Source organism: Streptomyces sp. 11-1-2, from assembly GCF_003595545.1.
GTDB lineage: Bacteria > Actinomycetota > Actinomycetes > Streptomycetales > Streptomycetaceae > Streptomyces > Streptomyces hygroscopicus_B.
Genome location: NZ_CP022545.1, coordinates 6,265,247 through 6,282,141, shown reverse-complemented (window position 1 = coordinate 6,282,141; position 16,895 = coordinate 6,265,247). Strand labels below are relative to the sequence as shown.

At 69.8% G+C, this 16,895-nt stretch carries 16 protein-coding genes and 1 pseudogene; 12 read left to right on the top strand and 5 right to left on the bottom strand.

Annotated elements, in window-relative coordinates; all coding sequences use genetic code 11:
* Nucleotides 1-13: 13 nt before the first annotated feature.
* A complete protein-coding gene (locus CGL27_RS26715) occupies nt 14-2,332 on the top strand; it encodes a tetratricopeptide repeat protein (protein ID WP_119990517.1) in 2,319 nt (772 codons plus the stop codon).
* A gap of 16 nt (nt 2,333-2,348) precedes the next feature.
* Here CGL27_RS26715 and CGL27_RS26710 read toward each other — a convergent pair whose 3' ends face one another.
* Nucleotides 2,349-2,573, bottom strand: a complete 225-nt coding sequence (locus CGL27_RS26710) for a hypothetical protein (RefSeq protein ID WP_119990514.1) — start codon at nt 2,571-2,573, stop codon at nt 2,349-2,351.
* On the bottom strand, nt 2,570-3,004 hold the full coding sequence (locus CGL27_RS26705; RefSeq protein WP_119990513.1) for an ATP-binding protein: 435 nt from the start codon (nt 3,002-3,004) through the stop codon (nt 2,570-2,572). Before CGL27_RS26705 ends, CGL27_RS26710 begins: the two co-directional genes overlap by 4 nt.
* A 180-nt stretch (nt 3,005-3,184) precedes the next feature.
* Here CGL27_RS26705 and CGL27_RS26700 point away from each other — a divergent pair, with 180 nt between their 5' ends.
* Together CGL27_RS26700 and CGL27_RS26695 are read left to right on the top strand one after the other, a co-directional pair.
* Nucleotides 3,185-4,075 carry a helix-turn-helix transcriptional regulator gene (locus tag CGL27_RS26700; protein WP_119994566.1) on the top strand — a complete coding sequence of 297 codons (891 nt, stop codon included), beginning with the start codon at nt 3,185-3,187 and terminating at the stop codon, nt 4,073-4,075.
* A gap of 11 nt (nt 4,076-4,086) precedes the next feature.
* Nucleotides 4,087-4,278: a DUF397 domain-containing protein gene (locus tag CGL27_RS26695; protein ID WP_119990511.1), complete on the top strand. Its 192-nt coding sequence runs from the start codon at nt 4,087-4,089 to the stop codon at nt 4,276-4,278.
* Here CGL27_RS26695 and CGL27_RS26690 read toward each other — a convergent pair.
* A complete protein-coding gene (locus tag CGL27_RS26690) occupies nt 4,262-5,374 on the bottom strand; it encodes a methyltransferase domain-containing protein (RefSeq protein WP_240450644.1) in 1,113 nt (370 codons plus the stop codon). The genes CGL27_RS26695 and CGL27_RS26690 overlap by 17 nt on opposite strands.
* A gap of 357 nt (nt 5,375-5,731) precedes the next feature.
* On the opposite strand from CGL27_RS26690, the gene CGL27_RS26685 reads away from it, so the two are divergent.
* From CGL27_RS26685 to CGL27_RS26675, 3 genes are all read left to right on the top strand, one after another.
* Nucleotides 5,732-6,865, top strand: a complete 1,134-nt coding sequence (locus CGL27_RS26685) for an NADH:flavin oxidoreductase (RefSeq protein ID WP_119990509.1) — start codon at nt 5,732-5,734, stop codon at nt 6,863-6,865.
* Between the two features lie 106 nt (nt 6,866-6,971).
* The gene (locus CGL27_RS26680) at nt 6,972-7,232 is read left to right on the top strand and encodes an RNA-binding protein (protein WP_078642764.1); all 261 of its coding nucleotides are present in this window, start codon (nt 6,972-6,974) and stop codon (nt 7,230-7,232) included.
* 101 nt (nt 7,233-7,333) lie between these two features.
* Complete coding sequence (locus tag CGL27_RS26675; protein WP_119990507.1) at nt 7,334-8,647, top strand: DUF2993 domain-containing protein; 1,314 nt, start codon at nt 7,334-7,336, stop codon at nt 8,645-8,647.
* A gap of 62 nt (nt 8,648-8,709) precedes the next feature.
* Here the strand turns inward: CGL27_RS26675 and CGL27_RS26670 are convergent, their stop codons facing one another.
* Together CGL27_RS26670 and CGL27_RS26665 are read right to left on the bottom strand one after the other, a co-directional pair.
* Nucleotides 8,710-9,948 carry a HAMP domain-containing sensor histidine kinase gene (locus CGL27_RS26670; protein ID WP_119990505.1) on the bottom strand — a complete coding sequence of 413 codons (1,239 nt, stop codon included), beginning with the start codon at nt 9,946-9,948 and terminating at the stop codon, nt 8,710-8,712.
* Entirely contained in the window at nt 9,942-10,598 is a 657-nt protein-coding gene (locus tag CGL27_RS26665; RefSeq protein WP_119990503.1) for a response regulator transcription factor, read from the bottom strand. The genes CGL27_RS26670 and CGL27_RS26665 overlap by 7 nt, the downstream gene beginning before the upstream one ends.
* 211 nt (nt 10,599-10,809) lie before the next feature.
* On the opposite strand from CGL27_RS26665, the gene CGL27_RS26660 reads away from it, so the two are divergent.
* From CGL27_RS26660 to CGL27_RS26640, 6 genes and pseudogenes are all read left to right on the top strand, one after another.
* Entirely contained in the window at nt 10,810-11,334 is a 525-nt protein-coding gene (locus CGL27_RS26660; protein ID WP_119990501.1) for a hypothetical protein, read from the top strand.
* Nucleotides 11,331-12,479 carry a peptidoglycan-binding protein gene (locus CGL27_RS26655; protein WP_119990499.1) on the top strand — a complete coding sequence of 383 codons (1,149 nt, stop codon included), beginning with the start codon at nt 11,331-11,333 and terminating at the stop codon, nt 12,477-12,479. The genes CGL27_RS26660 and CGL27_RS26655 overlap by 4 nt, the downstream gene beginning before the upstream one ends.
* 53 nt (nt 12,480-12,532) lie before the next feature.
* Nucleotides 12,533-13,198 carry an ABC transporter ATP-binding protein gene (locus CGL27_RS26650; RefSeq protein WP_162953322.1) on the top strand — a complete coding sequence of 222 codons (666 nt, stop codon included), beginning with the start codon at nt 12,533-12,535 and terminating at the stop codon, nt 13,196-13,198.
* A pseudogene (locus tag CGL27_RS26645) lies at nt 13,195-14,421 on the top strand (ABC transporter permease). The gene CGL27_RS26650 and the pseudogene CGL27_RS26645 overlap by 4 nt, the downstream one beginning before the upstream one ends.
* Nucleotides 14,422-14,585: 164 nt before the next feature.
* Nucleotides 14,586-14,714, top strand: coding sequence for a hypothetical protein (locus CGL27_RS53225; RefSeq protein WP_014053944.1), 129 nt, complete (start codon nt 14,586-14,588; stop codon nt 14,712-14,714).
* Between the two features lie 109 nt (nt 14,715-14,823).
* Nucleotides 14,824-16,869 (top strand): ABC transporter ATP-binding protein, encoded by a 2,046-nt coding sequence (locus tag CGL27_RS26640; RefSeq protein ID WP_119994564.1) that lies wholly within the window; start codon nt 14,824-14,826, stop codon nt 16,867-16,869.
* Nucleotides 16,870-16,895: the final 26 nt, after the last annotated feature.

Genomic DNA, 16,895 nt, shown 5'->3' with positions numbered 1-16,895 from the left:
ACATCCTCGAGCGGTGAGCGGTCCGCCGCCTCCACACACGGAGGGCCGCGCCTCGGGACAGGGCCGGGTCTATCAGTCGACCGGCGACCAGCACATCACCGAACACCATCACCACTACGCGCCGGGCCCCGGCGCCTCCTTGTTCGCTGGGACGGCCGCCCCGCCGGCTCCGTTCTCCGGCACGGGGGCGGGCCCGGACTCCGTACGGATCCCGCTGGTCGGCCGGGCACCGTCCGTCCTGCGCGACCGCGCGGACCTGATGCGGCGATTACGGACGGCGGTGGACGGTGATGGCGGACAGGTCCACGTCCTGCACGGCATGGGCGGCTGCGGCAAGACAGCGGTGGCGCACGCCCTGTTCACCGAGGCCGTCCACGACCAGGCCCGGGTCGGATTGTGGGTCAACGCCTCGGAGCGGCTGTCCCTGCGCGCGGGCATGCTGGCTGTCGCCGCCGACCGGGGCGCGGGGCCCGGCGAACTGGCCGCCGCGCACAGCGGGCAGCGCGCCGCCGCGGACCTCGTATGGCACCACCTGGACCGCTCCCCGGAGCCCTGGCTTCTGGTGATCGATAACGCCGACGATCCGGCGATCCTGGAGGACGGCGGCTGGTTGCGCGCCAGCCCTCGCGGCACGGTGCTGGTCACGACCCGATACGCGACCTCGCGCGCCTGGCGAGGCGCGGTTCTCCACTCCGTCGACGTGCTGCCCACCGGGGACGCGGCCCAGGTCCTGTGCGACCTCGCGCCGCACGCGGGCACTCCGGCGGCGGCCGAACAGGTCGCCGTCCGCCTCGGCTGCCTGCCGCTCGCGCTGACCCTCGCGGGTTCCTATCTGCACCACCAGCTCCTGGAGTCCTGGTCCATGGACGAATACCGAGCCCGCCTCGAAGACGACCCGATCGGCCTCATCGACCAGGGAGCGGCTCTCGACTCCGGCCGTTCCGAGTCCCGTCATCTGGTGAGCCGCACCTGGCAGTTGTCACTTGACGCCCTCGCCGACCAGGGCCTCCCTGAAGCGACGACGCTGTTGCGGCTGCTGTCCTGCTGGAGCGCGGACCCACTGCCGCTCGCGGTTCTGGCTCCGGCATCGCTGGGCGGAACGGGCCTGCTGGACAAGGGTCGCGTCGAACCCGCGCTGCTCGGTCTGATCAACCACTCGCTGGCCACGATCGTCTCCGCGCCGCCGGGTGCGGACGGCGAACGGCCGGTGCGCTGCGTCCAGGTGCACGGGGTGCTCCTCGACAGCGTCGCCTCGGGCATCCCGGCTGAGCAGCGCGCTGCTCTCAGCGAAGCCGCGGCAACGCTGCTTGAGGCTGCGCTTCCGGCGGAGGCCGGGTCCGGGGACGGGTACGTGGCGCTGCTGGTCCCGCACGCGGCGGGGCTACTGCGGCGCGTGGACGGTGTCGTGGCAGGGCAGGTGGTGGATCTGGCCGTACGTCTCTCGGAACGCATCCACGAGACCGGCGACTACGCCGCCGCCCTGGCTTTGGCGCAGGAGGCCGCTGGGGCAGGGGAACGAGTGCTGGGCACTGAGCACCCTCTGACGTTGAGCGCGCTCCAGCGCGTAGGGCGCTCACTCTTCCGGCTCGGCCGCATCGCGGAGTCGGAGGACGTACATGGCCGGGTGCTGCAGGTACGTGAACGAGTCTTGGGCCCTGATCACCCCGACACGCTTGAGTCCTGTCATGGGCTCCAGCAACCGCTCTTCAGGATGAGACGACGGGCTGAAGCGCTGTCTCTACTGCGTCGCGCGGCAGATGGGCTGCGGAGCGCTTTGGGCGTAGAGCATCCCAGAGCACTGCGCAGCCGGGCCATGCTGATCGAAGAACTGGTTACATCGGGCAAGAAGGAGGAGTTCGCACGAGTATCGCCTGAGACCGTGGTCGAATGTGAGCGGTACCTTGGCACCGATCACCCCACAGCCCTGTCCGCCCGGCACGCATACGCCTTCGGGGTCTCCCGACTCGGCACCCCTGAGGAAGCGGAACCGCTTGTCCGCCGAGTCCTGGCGGATCGGGAGCGGGTGCAGGGATATAGCCACCCGATGACGCTCGGCGTTGTCGTTCTGCTCAGCCAAGTACTCGCGAAGCGTGGGCGTTGGGAAGAAGCAGTTGAACTGACTCGCCGGGCCATCGCCGGACGTGAGCAGGCGCTCGCAGCGGACAGCCCCCATCTAGTGGAGAACTACAGCCAGTTGGCCGAATATCTTGCTCATGCGGGACGGACGGAAGAAGCCGAACATACGGCGCGTACAGCCCTTCCGCTATGTGAACGCATCCTCGGCCCCGATCACCCGGAAACGCTTCGTGCTCGTCAGGTTCTCGCGACTTGAGAAGTCAACCCACTCCTTAACCTCTCCGCTCCGACCGGGCCCGCTCAGCCGTCAACAGCCTTTGGTAGTCCGTGAGCACACGCAGCAGCGCGAAGCCGGCGCCGAGGGGGACGGTGCCGAGTTCCAGTCGCGGTTGCAGGGGGTCGCTGAGGTCGGCCCGGATGTCGGGGAGCCGTACGCCGTGGGCGGCGAAGTCGTCGCGCAGGGCCTCCGCGACGCGCTCGGCGGGCGTGGGGTTCATGTTGTGCTCTTCGTGTTCGTGGGCGGGACGTTGAACTCGAACCAAACCGCTTTGCCGGTGCCTTCGGCTGGTTCGTCGGAGGTCATGCCGCAGCCGTCGGAGAGGGCCGTGACCAGGAAGAGGCCGCGCCCGTTGGTCTCATCGCTCGCCGCGCGGCGGGGCGAGGGAAGTTCGGGGCTGTCGTCGTGGACGGTCACCCGGATGCGGTCGTGCCGGATAGTGGCGGCCATCCGTACATCGCCCTTGCCGTGCCGGTGGACGTTGGTCACTAACTCCGAGGTGCACAGGGCTGCCGCCTCGGCGAGTTGGGAATGTCCTGAAGCCGCGAAGATCCCGCGCACGAAGTCGCGGCACAGGCGCGGAGAGATGGGGAGAGCGGGGGCGGAGAGGGTGTAGCGGTGCGGAAGTTCCGGGTGTGCGTGTGCTCCCATGCGACGCCTCCGTGGCGCTTCGTAAACGGGCATCGTGCGGCTCTCCACAGCTCCGCTGTGTGACTGCCACCACACACACGGTAGAGATGAAGGGTGACAAGTTCAACCTGTTCGCGAGAATGAGTGGACCGGCCCACCCCCTGACGGCAGACTGTGGCCCACATCCTGAGGAGAGTCCCGTTGGCACTGCGAACCAACCCCACCGAAAGACAGCGCCGCCTTGGCGCAGAGCTGCGAAGGTTGCGCGAGCAAGCTGGGTTGACGCTGCATGAGGCGGGCGCGCTCATCGACATGGGTCGTGTGCACCTGACGCATGTCGAGGGCGGTCGCACGGCGATCCCGACCGAGCGACTGCGTCGGCTTTGCGAAGGCTATGGGTGCACAAGTGTGCCCTACGTCGAGGCGTTAGTCAGCCTCGCGGAAGACAAGGGCAAGGGCTGGTGGAGCGGCTACAAACGCAACATGCCCGCCGCATCCATCGACTTAGCGGAACTCGAGTCCCACTCGACCTGTCTTCGCTCCTACGAGTCGCTGTTCATCCCCGGGATCTTCCAGTCCGAGGACTACACCCGGGCCATCTTCCGGGTGAGCGACGTGGTGACGACTCCCGCAGACATCGACAGGGCGATCGAGTTCCGGATGCGCCGCCAGGCAGTGTTGTCCGCCGAAGACCCGCCCACGGTTCACACCGTCATCCATGAGGCCGCCCTGCACATGCGATTGGGCGGCTCCGCCGTGACGCGCAAGCAGTTGCTGCGACTCGTAGAACTGGCAGAGCTACCACATGTGACGGTTCAGATCCTGCCCTTCACCGCGGACGGCGTTTCAGCGGTGAACACGCCTTTCTGCCTGATCGCTTCGCATGGGGGATCCCTGGAAACAATCCAGATGGACCACGCCAGCCACTCGATGTACCTCCACGACCCAGACTCGGTCGCACGGTACCGAAGGCACTTTGAACGGCTCTGTGGCGTGGCCCTGCCACCGGTGGACTCAAGCCCCACTGCGGTCAACCGTGACGTGCGAGATTCGCTCGGCCTGATCCAGCACATCCTCTACAGCCACTACTAGGAAGCGTGGTCATGCCTGACATCAAGTGGCGCAAGTCTTCGTTCAGTACGGATGCGGCCAACTGCGTAGAACTCGCAGCCGTCGCCAACGGCATCCGCATACGCGAAAGCGACGAGCCCGACGCGGTGCTCCACACCAGCCCCGCCGCGCTCGGCGTCTTCATACGCGCCGTGAAGGCCGGTCGCCTCAATCGCACCCTCTGAGCAGCGGCCACGCCGCCGACGGATCACCGAGCCACACCCGGTGCCGCTCGGCCGTGACCGTCAGCCCGAAGTCGAATAGCTCCGGACGCCCGGCGCCCTCCCACCAGGCGAGGGCCTGGGCGGTCTCGTCGGCCAGGTTTCGCGGACCCCACTGACGTACCGCGCCATCCGCCGCGTACGCCCACGAATCCCGGCTGCACCACCAGTGCCCGCCGTCCTGCGGCCAGTGCGCCACGTCCGCCATCCTCAACCCCACCGCGAATTCGGCGTGCGCGCCGCCAAGCACCGTGACGTCCAGGTCGGCCCTGCTCTCGCGGCTCGCCTCCCACGCCTCCGTGGAGAAGACCCCATCGATACGCGGGCGCGCCCGCTGGCCCCGCACCGTCATGAACGTCACCGCGCCCGCGAACCGGCCCTCGGCACAGCCGTCCGAGACGGTCAGCCGCGCGAGTCCGTGCGAGCAGAACGCGGTTCGGAAGGGGGCCAGGATCAGGCCGCCGGGCCGCACCTGCTCCACCCATGCCCACGGGATCGACGTCACCGAGGCCGTCGCCACCAGCCGGTCGTACGGTGCGCCAAGCCGCCACCCCTGTTCGCCATCCGCCTCCAGCACCGTCAGTTCGCCATACCCGGCCCGATGCAGCGCGGCCCGTGCGCCGTCGGCCACGTCGGGGTCGATCTCCAGAGTGGTCACCCGTCCCGCACCCGTCCGCTCAGCCATCAGCGCCGCGTTGTACCCGGTGCCCGCCCCGATCTCCAGCACCCGATGCCCCGGCCGCAGGTCCAGCTCGGCGAGCATGGTCACGACGGCGGTCGGCGCGGAGATGGAGCTGGTGGGCACATCGCCGCCGGCAGGGGCAGGGGCCCCGTCGTCCACCTGGGTGGTGATGGCCTGCGCGGGGTCGTACACCATGCGGGCCCACCGGTCCGGGTCGTCCGCCCGGCGGAGCGGCCGGTACACGCCACCGTCCACCGCCCACACGGTGCCGGGGACGAACTCGTGCCGCGGGACGGCCTCGAACGCCCGCCGTACCCACGGCTCGGCGATGTCGAGCGCCTCGGCCGCCCGCGTGTGCAGCTCTGCCAGGCCGGTCACTTGCGGTGGGTCCCGCCGCCCGGCCTGGAGACATCCGGGTGTTGTCCGTCCGAGTCCCGTGGGCTCGGCTGCTTCGGCTGCTTCGGCTGCGGGTTCGGTGTGGGCGACTTGCCGTGCGTTCCCATGTCGGGCCCCCTCGCATCATTGGTCAAGCGGCCAGTGTGGGCCTGCCCACTGACCGACGGGAGGGCGCGTATGCACCCTTCGGGGGCAGACTGTGCCGCCGTGCGCCTGCTCCCCGGCAGGGGCTGGCCGGAGGCGGCCTCCGGTATTTGACCCTCACGTTGACGTCAGGTTTTAGCTTGGCCGGGCAGCGCGATTCCGCGCTGTGACGACGTCCGGTCAAGGAGTATCAACGTGTCCATAAACGGGAGTGCTGAGCGCGCGGCACAGGTTCTGTCCCGGCCGTTCACCGTGGGCGGGATGACCGTGCCCAACCGGATCGCCATGGCGCCGATGACCCGCATGTTCTCGCCCGGCGGCGTGCCCAATGCCGAAGTGGTGGCGTACTACGCGCGCCGGGCCGCCGCCGGCGTGGGGCTGATCATTACGGAGGGGACCTACATCGAGCACCCCTCGGCGGGGCTGAGCGACAGCGTGCCGCGCTTCTACGGGGAGGACGCCCTCGCGGGGTGGGCCGAGGTCGTGCAGCAGGTGCATCTCGCGGGTGGGCGGATCGCGCCGCAGATCTGGCATGTGGGGGTGTCGCGGGAGGAGGGCGCGCCGCCGCACCCGGAGGCGCCCGTGCTGAGCCCGTCGGGGATCGGGCTGAACGGTGAGCCGGCCGGGCGGGCGATGACGCAGGACGACGTGGACGCGGTGATCGCGGCGTTCGCGGACGCGGCGGCCAACGCGGAGCGGATCGGTTTCGACGGGGTCGAACTGCATGGCGCCCATGGCTATTTGATCGACCAGTTCCTGTGGGGCGCGACGAACCGGCGCAGTGATGACTATGGCGGCGACCCCGCCTCCCGGGTCCGGTTCGCGGCCGAGCTGGTGGCCGCTTGCCGTAAGGCCGTCTCCGCCGATTTCCCGATCATCTTCCGTACCTCGCAGTGGAAGCAGGACCACTACGACGTGCGGATGGCCGAGACCCCGCAGGAGCTGGAGGCGCTGCTCACCCCGCTGGTGGAGGCGGGGGTGGATGTCTTCCACTCCTCGACCCGGCGCTACTGGACACCGGAGTTCGAGGGTTCGGATCTGAACCTCGCGGGGTGGACGAAGAAGCTCACCGGGAAGTCCACGATCACGGTCGGCTCGGTCGGGCTCAACCAGGACTTCCTGCCGACGTTCGTCCCCGGGACCGGCAGTGAGCAGACCCAGGTGGCGGACATCGAGACTCTGCTGGACCGGCTGGAGCGGGACGAGTTCGATCTCGTCGCCGTCGGCCGCGCCCTGCTCGCCGACCCCGAGTGGGCCGCGAAGGTGCTCAGCGGGCGTACGGCGGAACTGGTGCCCTTCTCCAAGGATCAGCTCGGCACGCTGCACTGAGCCGTATGACCGGTTCAGCCCATGCGGATGGCCCGTTTCATACCTCGCTGAGAGGATTGACACGGTTCGCTGCACTGGGGACCACGGAGAACAAGGAGAGCCGGTCATGTCCAAACGACTGCATGTGGGCAACTTGAGCTACCAGACGACGACAAGGGACCTGGCGACCCTGTTCGGGCAGTTCGGCGAGGTGCTGGACGTCACCGTGATCACCGACCGGGAGAGCGGCCGCTCGCGGGGGTTCGGGTTCGTGGAGATGGACGAGACGGCCGCGGAGAAGGCGATGGCCCAGCTCGACGGCACGGAGATGGACGGCAGGGCGGTCACCGTCACCGAGGCGAGGGCGGTCTCACGCGGCACGCGCTGAGAAACGGCACGTGTACGGAGGGCGAAATCGGAACGTGCGGTTCGCCACGTATCACCGCTAGGACTTGCGGGTGGAGCAGTGTGGCGTGGTGGTATGGCTTGATGCGATCCCCCACACGCATATCTTCACCGCGGCCCTCACATCCTCACGACGGTTCACCCGGCGTTCATTACAGCAACCCTTACGAGGAACTCGCCGAGCTTGCCGATCCGTACGATCCGGACGACCCCCTGGGCCTCGGCCTGGCGTCGGATGACGACGACGCCGACGGCGGCGGGCGCAGGGGTGAGCCGGTCGGCTCGGGCTCGGGCTCCGGCTCGGGCTCCGGGGACGACGACCCGGCGTGGTCACCGCCCAACCACCGCCGTTCGTCCCGGCGTCGGCGCGGGCGCTTCAGGGGGATACCGCTCACCGCGAAGGCGCTGATCGGGCTGCTCGTGCTGGGCCTGCTGCTGGTGCTGGCCGACCGCTGTGCCGTGATGTACAGCGAGCGCAAGGCCGAGCAGGAGCTGCAGAAGAAGCTGGATCTGGCCACGGCGCCGAATGTGACGATCCACGGCTTCCCGTTCCTCACCCAGGTGCTCGGCAAGGATCTGCAGCAGGTCGACATCGCCGTCCCGGACGTGGCGGCCGACCGGGTCTCGCTCGCCGAGGTACGCGCCCAAGCCCAGGACATCCGGATCGTGGGGGATCTGCCCAGCTCCTTCCGGGGCGCGACGGTGGGCCGGATGAAGGGCGATGTGCTGCTGTCCTTCGAGGACCTCAGCCGTGAACTGGGCGCCTCCCAGGTGCGGTTCCAGGCGCTGGGGCCCAGCTCGGTGCGCGCGGACGGGAAGCTTCCGGTCGCCGGCCAGCAGGTGTCGCTGCACGCCCAGGCACAAATCCGGCGCCAGGGAGACCGTGGGATCTCCACCAGCGTCACCGATATGCGGCTGGACATCCCCGGGATCGCCACCTACCGGCCCGGCCCCGAGCCGCGCGCCGGGCTGTATCTGCACAAGAAGGCGGCGAAGCAGATCAGCGAGGACTCCGAGAAGGCACGGGCGCTGCTGTCGGTCCCCTCGGTGGCGGAGAAGCTCGGGGTGTCTCCGGCGGAGGCGGGGCAGGCGCGGAACGACGACCTGATGCTGGACCGGATCACGGGGTCGCCGCGCTTCGTGCCCGCGCTGCTCGCGGTCAACCTCGTCCAGGCGGCCAACGACCATCCCCAGTTGGCCAGGAAGCTCGGCATCGACCCGACGGTGGCCGCGGCGCTGACGCGGATGAAGGTGCCGGAGCTGACGGACAAGCTGGAGCTGTCCTTCCAACTGCCCCGAAAGGCCAAGGGCATCAAGCTGACGAACATCGGTGTCTCCCCGGAGGGGATTCGGGCCGATCTGACCGGCGCGGGGCTGTCATTCGGGAAGACCGGCTAGCACCTGGTCGCGGACGGGGTCGGACGCAGGGCTGCGACCGGTCCCGGCGCCACCGCCGTTCGTCACCGCGTCGTCGGCAGCCGTACCTCGATGCGGAGGCCGCCCGCCGGGCCCGGGGCGGCGGTGACCGTGCCGCCGTGGGCGGTGGCGATGGAGCGGACGATGGACAGGCCCAGGCCGTGGCCGTGAACGGCGGTGCGATCGCGGTCGAGGCGGCGGAAGGGTTCGAACAGGCTGTCCACGCGGGTGGGGTCGATATGGGGGCCGGTGTTGGTCACGGTCAGTCGGCGGGCGTCGTCGATGCGCACGGTGACCGTGCCCTGCGGGTGGTTGTACTGGATGGCGTTGCGTAGCAGGTTGGAAGCCAGATGCTTGAGGAGCACCGGGTCTCCGTTCACGGACAGGGGCGTGGTGTGCACCGCCGTGACGACGGTGTGCTCGGCGGCGAGGGAGCTGAGTTCGTCGGCGGCCTGCCGGGTGAGTTCGGCGAGGTCGGCTTCCTTGGTCTCGTCGAGTCCGCGGTCGCTGCGGGCGAGCAGCAGGAGTGCGGCGATGAGGTGTTCGGCCTCACGGTTGGTGGTGAGCAGGTCCTTGCGGACCGGGATCAGGTGGGCGGGCAGCGGGTCGGCGAGGCCGACTTCGATGCTGGTGCGCTGGGCGGCCAGGGGGGTGCGCAGTTCGTGGGAGGCGTTGGCGACGAACCGGCGCTGGCTGGTGAAGGACCTCTCCAGGCGGTCCAGCATGGTGTCGTAGGTGTCGCCCAGTTCCCGCAACTCGTCTTGTGGTCCGCTGAGTTGCAGGCGTTCGTGGAGGTTCTCCTCGCTCATCCGGCGGGCCGCGAGGATCACTTTGCGTACCGGGCGCAGGGCCCGGCCGGCCAGCCACCAGCCCATGGCGCCGGACAGTACGGCCATGACGGCCAGGCCGACCGCCGACCACACCACCATCTGCCGTACGGCGGTCTCCTGGAGCCTGTTGGTGACTTCCATCCTGGCCAGCCGGGCGTCCTCGGCCTGTTGCCGAAGCCCTGTCGAGCCGGTGGGGTCGGGACTCGTCGGGCCCGCGGTGGCCGACGAGGTGGGTTGGGGAGCGGTTGGCCCGCCGGTGGGGTCCGTCGTGATGCTCGCGAACTGCTCCATGGTTCCCTGCCGGGCCAGCACCGTGACGAAGATCAGCAATGCGGCTCCGGCGCAGAAGAACAGCGCGGTGAAAGCGGCGGCGAGTTTGGCGCGGAAGGTCAGACGGTCGCGCAACGTGGCCCGCAGGGCCCGCGGGCCGGCGAGGGACAGGGGATTCAGCACAGCCGGTAACCTTTGCCGTCGTCCATGGAGATCGCGTCGGAGCGGCCGAGTTTGCCACGCAGCCGGCTGACGGTGGCGCGTACGGCGCTGGTGCGCGAGTCCATGTTCTCGTCCCACACACGGTCCAGAAGGGCACGGTGGGTCACGGCTTCGCCGCGCGCCTCCATCAGGAGCTGAAGAACGGCGAATTCCTTCGGGCTCAGCTCCACCGGCCTCCCGTCGATACGGACTTCGCGACGGCCCCGGTCCAACTCGATGCCGCCGTGCCGCAGGATCATCAGCGGGGGTGTGGGTACGCGTCGGCTCAACGCTCTGATCCGTGCGATGAGTTCGGCGAAGTCGAAGGGCTTGGCCAGGTAGTCGTCGGCGCCGAGATCGAGCCCGGACACTCGGTCCTCCACCGAACCGGCGGCGGTGAGCATGAGGATGCGGGGCGGGTCCTCGAGCGCGCGCAGGCGCAGGCACACCTCGTCGCCGCTCATGACGGGCAGATCCCGGTCCAGGACGATGATGTCGTAGGCGTTGAGCAGGCACATCCGCTCGGCCACGTCCCCCGAGCCGGCCAGATCGACCGCGATGGCCTCGCGGCGCAGGCCGGTGGCGATCGTACGGGCCAGGATGTGGTGGTCTTCGGCGATCAGGACCCTCATGGGGGAGCTTCCTCGGGGTGAATACGCGGCAGTTACTGAAGGTAACAAACCGGGTGGATCGGACCCCGGCCCAGCCATGCAAGCAGGGAGGCGATTGCAGAGGGATAAGCGTGGCGGGGCGCGATGGCCTCCCGCGCTTACCTCCCTGCGCACGGTCGGCTGGTTCTCTCATGGAGCAAGTACCGGCTCTTACCCCAACCGTGAGGTCCTCATGCCCGTCCTCTCTCTGCGTAAGCACTGTGCCCTGGCCTCGGCCGCCCTGGGCATGGTCCTCGTCCTGTCGGCCTGTGGCGGAGGCGGCGGTGATGACGATGTCGCCAGCGCCGGTGGCGACAAGAAGCCGTCCGCGAGCGCCTCCCAGAAGGCGAAGAGCCCGGAGGAGATGCAGAAGGCCCGGCTGAAGTACGCGGCCTGCATGCGCGAACAGGGCATCGACATGCCCGACCCGGACGCCGACGGGGCGAAAGTCGTCCAGCCCTCCGACCCGAAGAAGTTCCAGGCGGCGCTCGATCAGTGCAAGCAGTTCATGCCGAACGCGGACGGCCAGGCCCCGAAGTACACCCCTGAGCAGAAAGCGAAGGACGTGAAGCTGGCCAAGTGCCTGCGCGACAAGGGAGTCGAGGCCGAGGACCCGACCGACGAGGGGAGGATGAACATCCCGGACGGTGGGTCGAAGAAGACGCAGGACGCCCTCAAGGCGTGCGGCGGCATGTCCAGCGGTAAGACCGGCCAGTGACCGCCGCCACGGAGAGCGGCACCGTGCCGCAGAGCGAAGAGAGCGGGGACGACTCCCCCGACGCCGCCCCGCGCCACCGGCCACGCGGTCGCCGGCGCCGCGGCCACTGGATCATCGCCGCAGTCCTGGTCGCGGCGGCCGGCGGCGGCGTGTACTACGCGACCGCCGACGTCGGCACCGCCCCGGCGGCGGGCTCGGACAAGCCGACGCAGCACACGGACAAGATCACCCGCCAGACGCTCATCAACAGCAAGCAGGTCGACGGAACGCTCGGCTTCGAGGGCAGCACCTCGATCATGGGCCGGCTGGCCGGAACCGTCACCGGCCAGCCGGGCATCGGCAGCACCGTCTCGCGCGGTGAGCAGCTCTACGGCGTGGACGGAAAACCCGTGCTCCTGCTGTACGGGAAGTCGCCCGCGTACCGGGACATGAAGAGTGGCGACAAGGGCGAGGACGTACGTCAGCTCGAGGAGAACCTCCAGGCCCTCGGCTACCGCGGCTTCACCCCCGACAGCGAATTCACCGACCTCACCGCGCAGGCGGTCAAACGCTGGCAGAAGGCGCTCGGCCTTCTCCAGACCGGGAAGGTGGAGGACGGCCGGGTCGTGTTCGCCTCCGGGCCCTTAAGGATCGGCGCGCACAAGGCCCCGGTCGGCACGGACGTCCGGCCGGGCGGACCCGTGCTGACCGGCACCTCGTCCAAGCGCCAGGTCCATGTCGACCTGGACATCAGTGACCGGTCGCTGGCGAAGAAGGACGGCAAGACCACCGTCACCCTCCCCGACGGCAAAACGGTCAAGGGCACGATCACCAGTGTCGGTACGACGGTGAAGAAGACGCCGGGCGCGGACGGCGCCGCGGACAAATCCACCATCGGGGTCGACATCGAGCTGGCCGACGACGTCGCGGACATCACCGAGGCGCCGGTCACCGTCGGGCTCCAGAGCGAGAAGAAGGAGAACGTCCTGACCGTGCCGATCACCGCACTGCTCGCGCTCCGTGAGGGCGGCTACGGCGTCGAGGTCATCGGCACCGACGGTAAGGGCACGGTCAGCGCCGTGAAGCTCGGCATGTTCGCGAACGGCAGGGTCGAGGTCAGCGGCAGCGGCCTTACGGCCGGCACCAGGGTCGGGGTCGCCGCATGACGCGGACACTGGCGGGGCCCGGGCCGACCGGGCCCGCGCCAACAGACACGCCGCTGGTGGAACTCGAAGACGTCGACCATGTGTATCCGGGCGGGGTACAGGTGCTCCATCAGGTGTCCTTCCGCGTCGATCGGGGCGAACTCCTCGCCGTCGTCGGCCCGTCGGGCTCCGGCAAATCCACCCTGCTCAACCTGATCGGCACGCTGGACGTGGCGACGTCCGGCACCTTACGCATCGACGGTCACGACATCGCCGGCCTGAACGAGAACAGGCTGTCCGCACTGCGGGCCCGGTCCATCGGCTTCGTCTTCCAGCAGTTCTTCCTGGCCGACGGGGTCAGCGCGTTGGACAACGTCGCCGATGGACTCCTCTACCTGGGCGTCACCCGCGGGGAACGCCGCGCGCGGGCCGAAAAGGTTCTGCGCCGGGTCGGCCTCGGGCACCGCCTCGACCACCGCCCCAACGAACTGTCGGGCGGCGAGAAACAGCGCGTCGCCATCGCCCGCGCGGTGGTCGCAGACCCGCCGCTGCTGCTGGCCGACGAGCCCACCGGAGCGCTGGACACCACGTCCGGAGCGTCCGTGGTGGAACTTCTGCGGGAACTCAACGCGGCCGGCACGACCGTCCTGGTCATCACCCACGACCAGGAACTGGCCGCCGCACTGCCCCGCCGCATCCGGGTACGCGACGGCAGGATCACCGAAGGGGTACTGCGGTGAGCCGCCGCCTCGACCCGCGGCGCCTCACCGCGGCCCGTCTCACCCCCCACAGGCTCAGCCTGGCCGACACCCTGCGGGTAGGCAGCGTGGGGCTGCGCACCCGCCCCACCCGAGTGCTGCTGTCGGCGCTGGGTATCGCGATCGGTATCGCCGCGATGGTCGCGGTGGTCGCCGTATCCGCTTCCAGTCAGGCCGCGTTCAACGCCCAACTCGCCTCGGTGGGTACGAACATGCTCACCGTGACGCCCGGCAAGGACTTCGTCGGCGACCCCGCGCCACTGCCCGAAAACGCCGCCGAAATGGTCAGGCACATCGCCCCGGTCGAGAACGCCGCGGCCACCGGCAGCGTCAAGAACACCAAGGTCTACCGCAACGACCGCGTTCCCAAGGCCGCCAGCAAAGGCATCGGTGTCCTCGGGGCCGGACTCGACCTGCCCAGGACCGTGGGGCTCCACATGGCCGCTGGAACGTGGCTCAACGGCGCCCAGAGCCGATACCCGGCCGTCGTCCTCGGCACCACCGCGGCCGAGAACCTGGGCATCACCACCCCCGGTGCCCAAATCTGGCTCGGGGAGCAGTGGTTCACCGTCACCGGAATCCTCCAGAAGGCGCCGCTCGCCCCTTAGCTGGACTCGGCGGCGCTCATCGGCTGGGACGCGGCCAAGACCCACCTGGGTTTCGACGGCCGCCCCACGATGATCTACACCCGCACCGCCGACAGCAAGGTCGACCAGGTACGCGGAGTCCTCGCCGCCACCGTCAACCCCGAGGCGCCCAACGAGGTCACGGTCTCCCGGCCCTCCGACGCGCTGAGCGCCAAGCAGGCCGCCAACCGGGCCTTCACCAGCCTGCTCGTCGGCATCGGCGCCATCGCCCTGCTGGTCGGTGGTGTCGGCGTGGCCAACACCATGGTCATCGCCGTCCTCGAGCGGCGTGGCGAGATCGGCCTGCGCCGTGCGCTCGGCGCCACCCGTGGCCAGATCCGCACCCAGTTCCTCACCGAGTCGGTCATGCTCTCCGCCCTCGGCGGCATCAGCGGCGCCACCCTCGGCGCGGGAGCGTCGGCGGGATACGCACTCTCCCAGAACTGGCAGGTGGTCGTCCCGCCCTGGGCACTGGGTGTGGGAGTCGGCGCCACCATGGCGATCGGCGCGCTCGCCGGCCTGTGGCCCGCCGTACGCGCGGCCCGGCTCGCACCCCGGGCCGCACTCTCCGGACCGTAGGCGGTGCGGTTCCCCATCCGGCATGAGAATTCCTTGAAACCGTTCTTGGTAAACGCACAGCTCAGCCCGATCTTCCTCACGGATATCGCTCCTAATGTCTTCCGTGTCGAAGCCGAACGGCTCCGGCAAAGGAAAAGAAACACCGAATTCCGAGAGGCAGAATCATGAGCTTCCACAAGATTGTCCCGGTCAAGCCCGCCCGTAAGGCCGAGCCGAAGAAGAAGCACCACGCCCCGAAGCCGGACCCGAAGAAGGGCCCGAAGAAGCCCCACCGTCGCCCCATCGGCGGCTGACCCACAGCCCGGAGGCGGGTCCGCGGCATCGCGCCGCGGGCCCGCCTCGGCCATGTCCGGAGCCGAGCGGGAGAGACCGACCGTGACCTCGTACGAAGACCAGCCCACCATGCAGCTTCGCGCGCTCGGGGCCGACTCGGCCACCGGCCTCGGCCGGCATCGGCGCGCCGGGCGGCCGCGCCCTTACGGTCGTCATCAGCCGAAGGCGGCCCCGCAGCTCCCCGAGGAGTACCTGCCCGTAGACGTGGGGGACGGCGAGCCCGGCGCCGAGGGGACCACTCCGCGGCTTCCCGCGCGGCAGGCGTTCCGCCGGTTCTGGCCGCTCACCGAGGGCGACCGGCGCTGGCTGGTGCTCATCTGCGCCTGTGTCATCGCCGCGGCACTCGCCGAGACCGCCGCGATCCTGCTGTTCTCCGATCTGACCGACAACGCCCTGCGGCAGGGCTCGCTCGGCGCCTTCTGGGTCCCCGCCGCGCAGTGGCTCGCGGTCGCGGTGCTCGGCGCGGCCGTCGGCTATACGGGCAACTCGCTCGCCGTATGGACCGCCGAGCGGTTCGTGCTGCGGCTGCGGGCCCGGGTCTTCGCTCATGTGCAGGATCTGCCGCCGCACTTCTTCCAGCGCCACCGCCAGGGCGATCTGGTCGAACGCCTCACCGGGGACGTGGAGTCCATCGAGCAGATGGTGGTCTCCGGGGTGGTGAGCACCGTCTCCGCCCTCTTCAGCACGGTCTTCTTCGCCGTCGCCGCCTTCCAGTTGCGCTGGGACCTGGCGCTGGTCACCTTCGTCCTGGCACCGCTCTTCTGGCTGGCGGCGCGGCGCTTCTCCGGGCGGATCGGCTCGGTGGCGAGGGACGAGCGGGTCGCCGACGGCGCGATCACCTCCGTCGTCGAGGAGTCGCTCGGCAACGTCGTGCTGACGCAGGCGTACAACCGTAAGGACGCCGAGGAGCGGCGGCTGGACCGGGAAGCCCGTGCGTGGATGCGGGCGTCGGTGGCCGGTGCCCGGATGAGCGAGCTGTACGAGCAACTGGTCGAGGTCATCGAGACGCTGTGCGTCCTCGCCGTGATCGGGCTCGGCGCCTGGGAGATCTCCCAGGACCGGATGACCATCGGGCAGTTGCTGGCCTTCGCCGCCTTCCTCGGCTACCTCTACCCGCCGATCCGCAACCTCGGACAGCTCGGCCTCACCTTTACGGCCGCGACGGCGGGCGCCGAGCGGCTGCTGGAGATCCTCGACGCCGAGCCCGCCGTGAGCGATCCGCCGCCCGGGGCCGCGGTGGCGCCGTGGCGGGTGCACGGCACGGTGGAGTTCGACCGGGTCGGCTTCCGCTACCCCGGCGGCGACCGGCGCACCCTGGCCGGTGTCTCGTTCACCGCCCGGCCGGGTGAGTTCGTGCTGATCACCGGGGCGAGCGGGGCGGGCAAGTCCACCGTCTCCAAGCTGCTGACGCGCTTCTACGACCCGGCGGAGGGATATGTGCGGCTGGACGGCGTTCCGCTGTACGCGATGCCGCTGGGCTTTCTGCGGGCGAACGTGACGCTGCTGCCGCAGGAGACCCTGATCCTGCACGACACCATCCGCGAGAACATCGCCTGCGGCCGTCCCGGGGCCGCAGAGCACGAGATCGTCCGGGCGGCGTGGGACGCCGCCGCGCACGACTTCATCACGGCGCTGCCCGAGGGCTACGACACCCGGATCGACCCGCATACGGCACGGCTGTCCGGCGGCCAGTTGCAGCGCATCGCCATCGCCCGCGCGATGCTGCGCGACGCGCCCGTCCTCGTCCTGGACGAGCCCACCACCGGTCTGGACGCGCTGGCGGCGCGGCGGGTCGTCCGGCCGCTGCGACGGCTGATGTCCGGCCGCACCACGCTCATGATCACCCACGATCTGAACCTGGCCCCGGACGCGGACCGCATCCTGGTGCTGGACCACGGGCGGGTGGTGGAGACCGGCACCCATCGCGAACTGCTGGCGCTGAACGGCACGTACGCCCGGCTGCACGGCTCCGGGGACGGCGCGTACGCGCCGCTGAACGGCTCCGGGGACGGCGCCCTGAACGGCTCCCTGGAGGGCCGCTCGTTGGATGGCCCCCTGCGCGATTCCCCCACCGACACCGGGCCTCAGCCGACGCTCCGGCTCGGGCCGCTCTGACGGGGGCGGGCCGGGCTCGTCCAAGC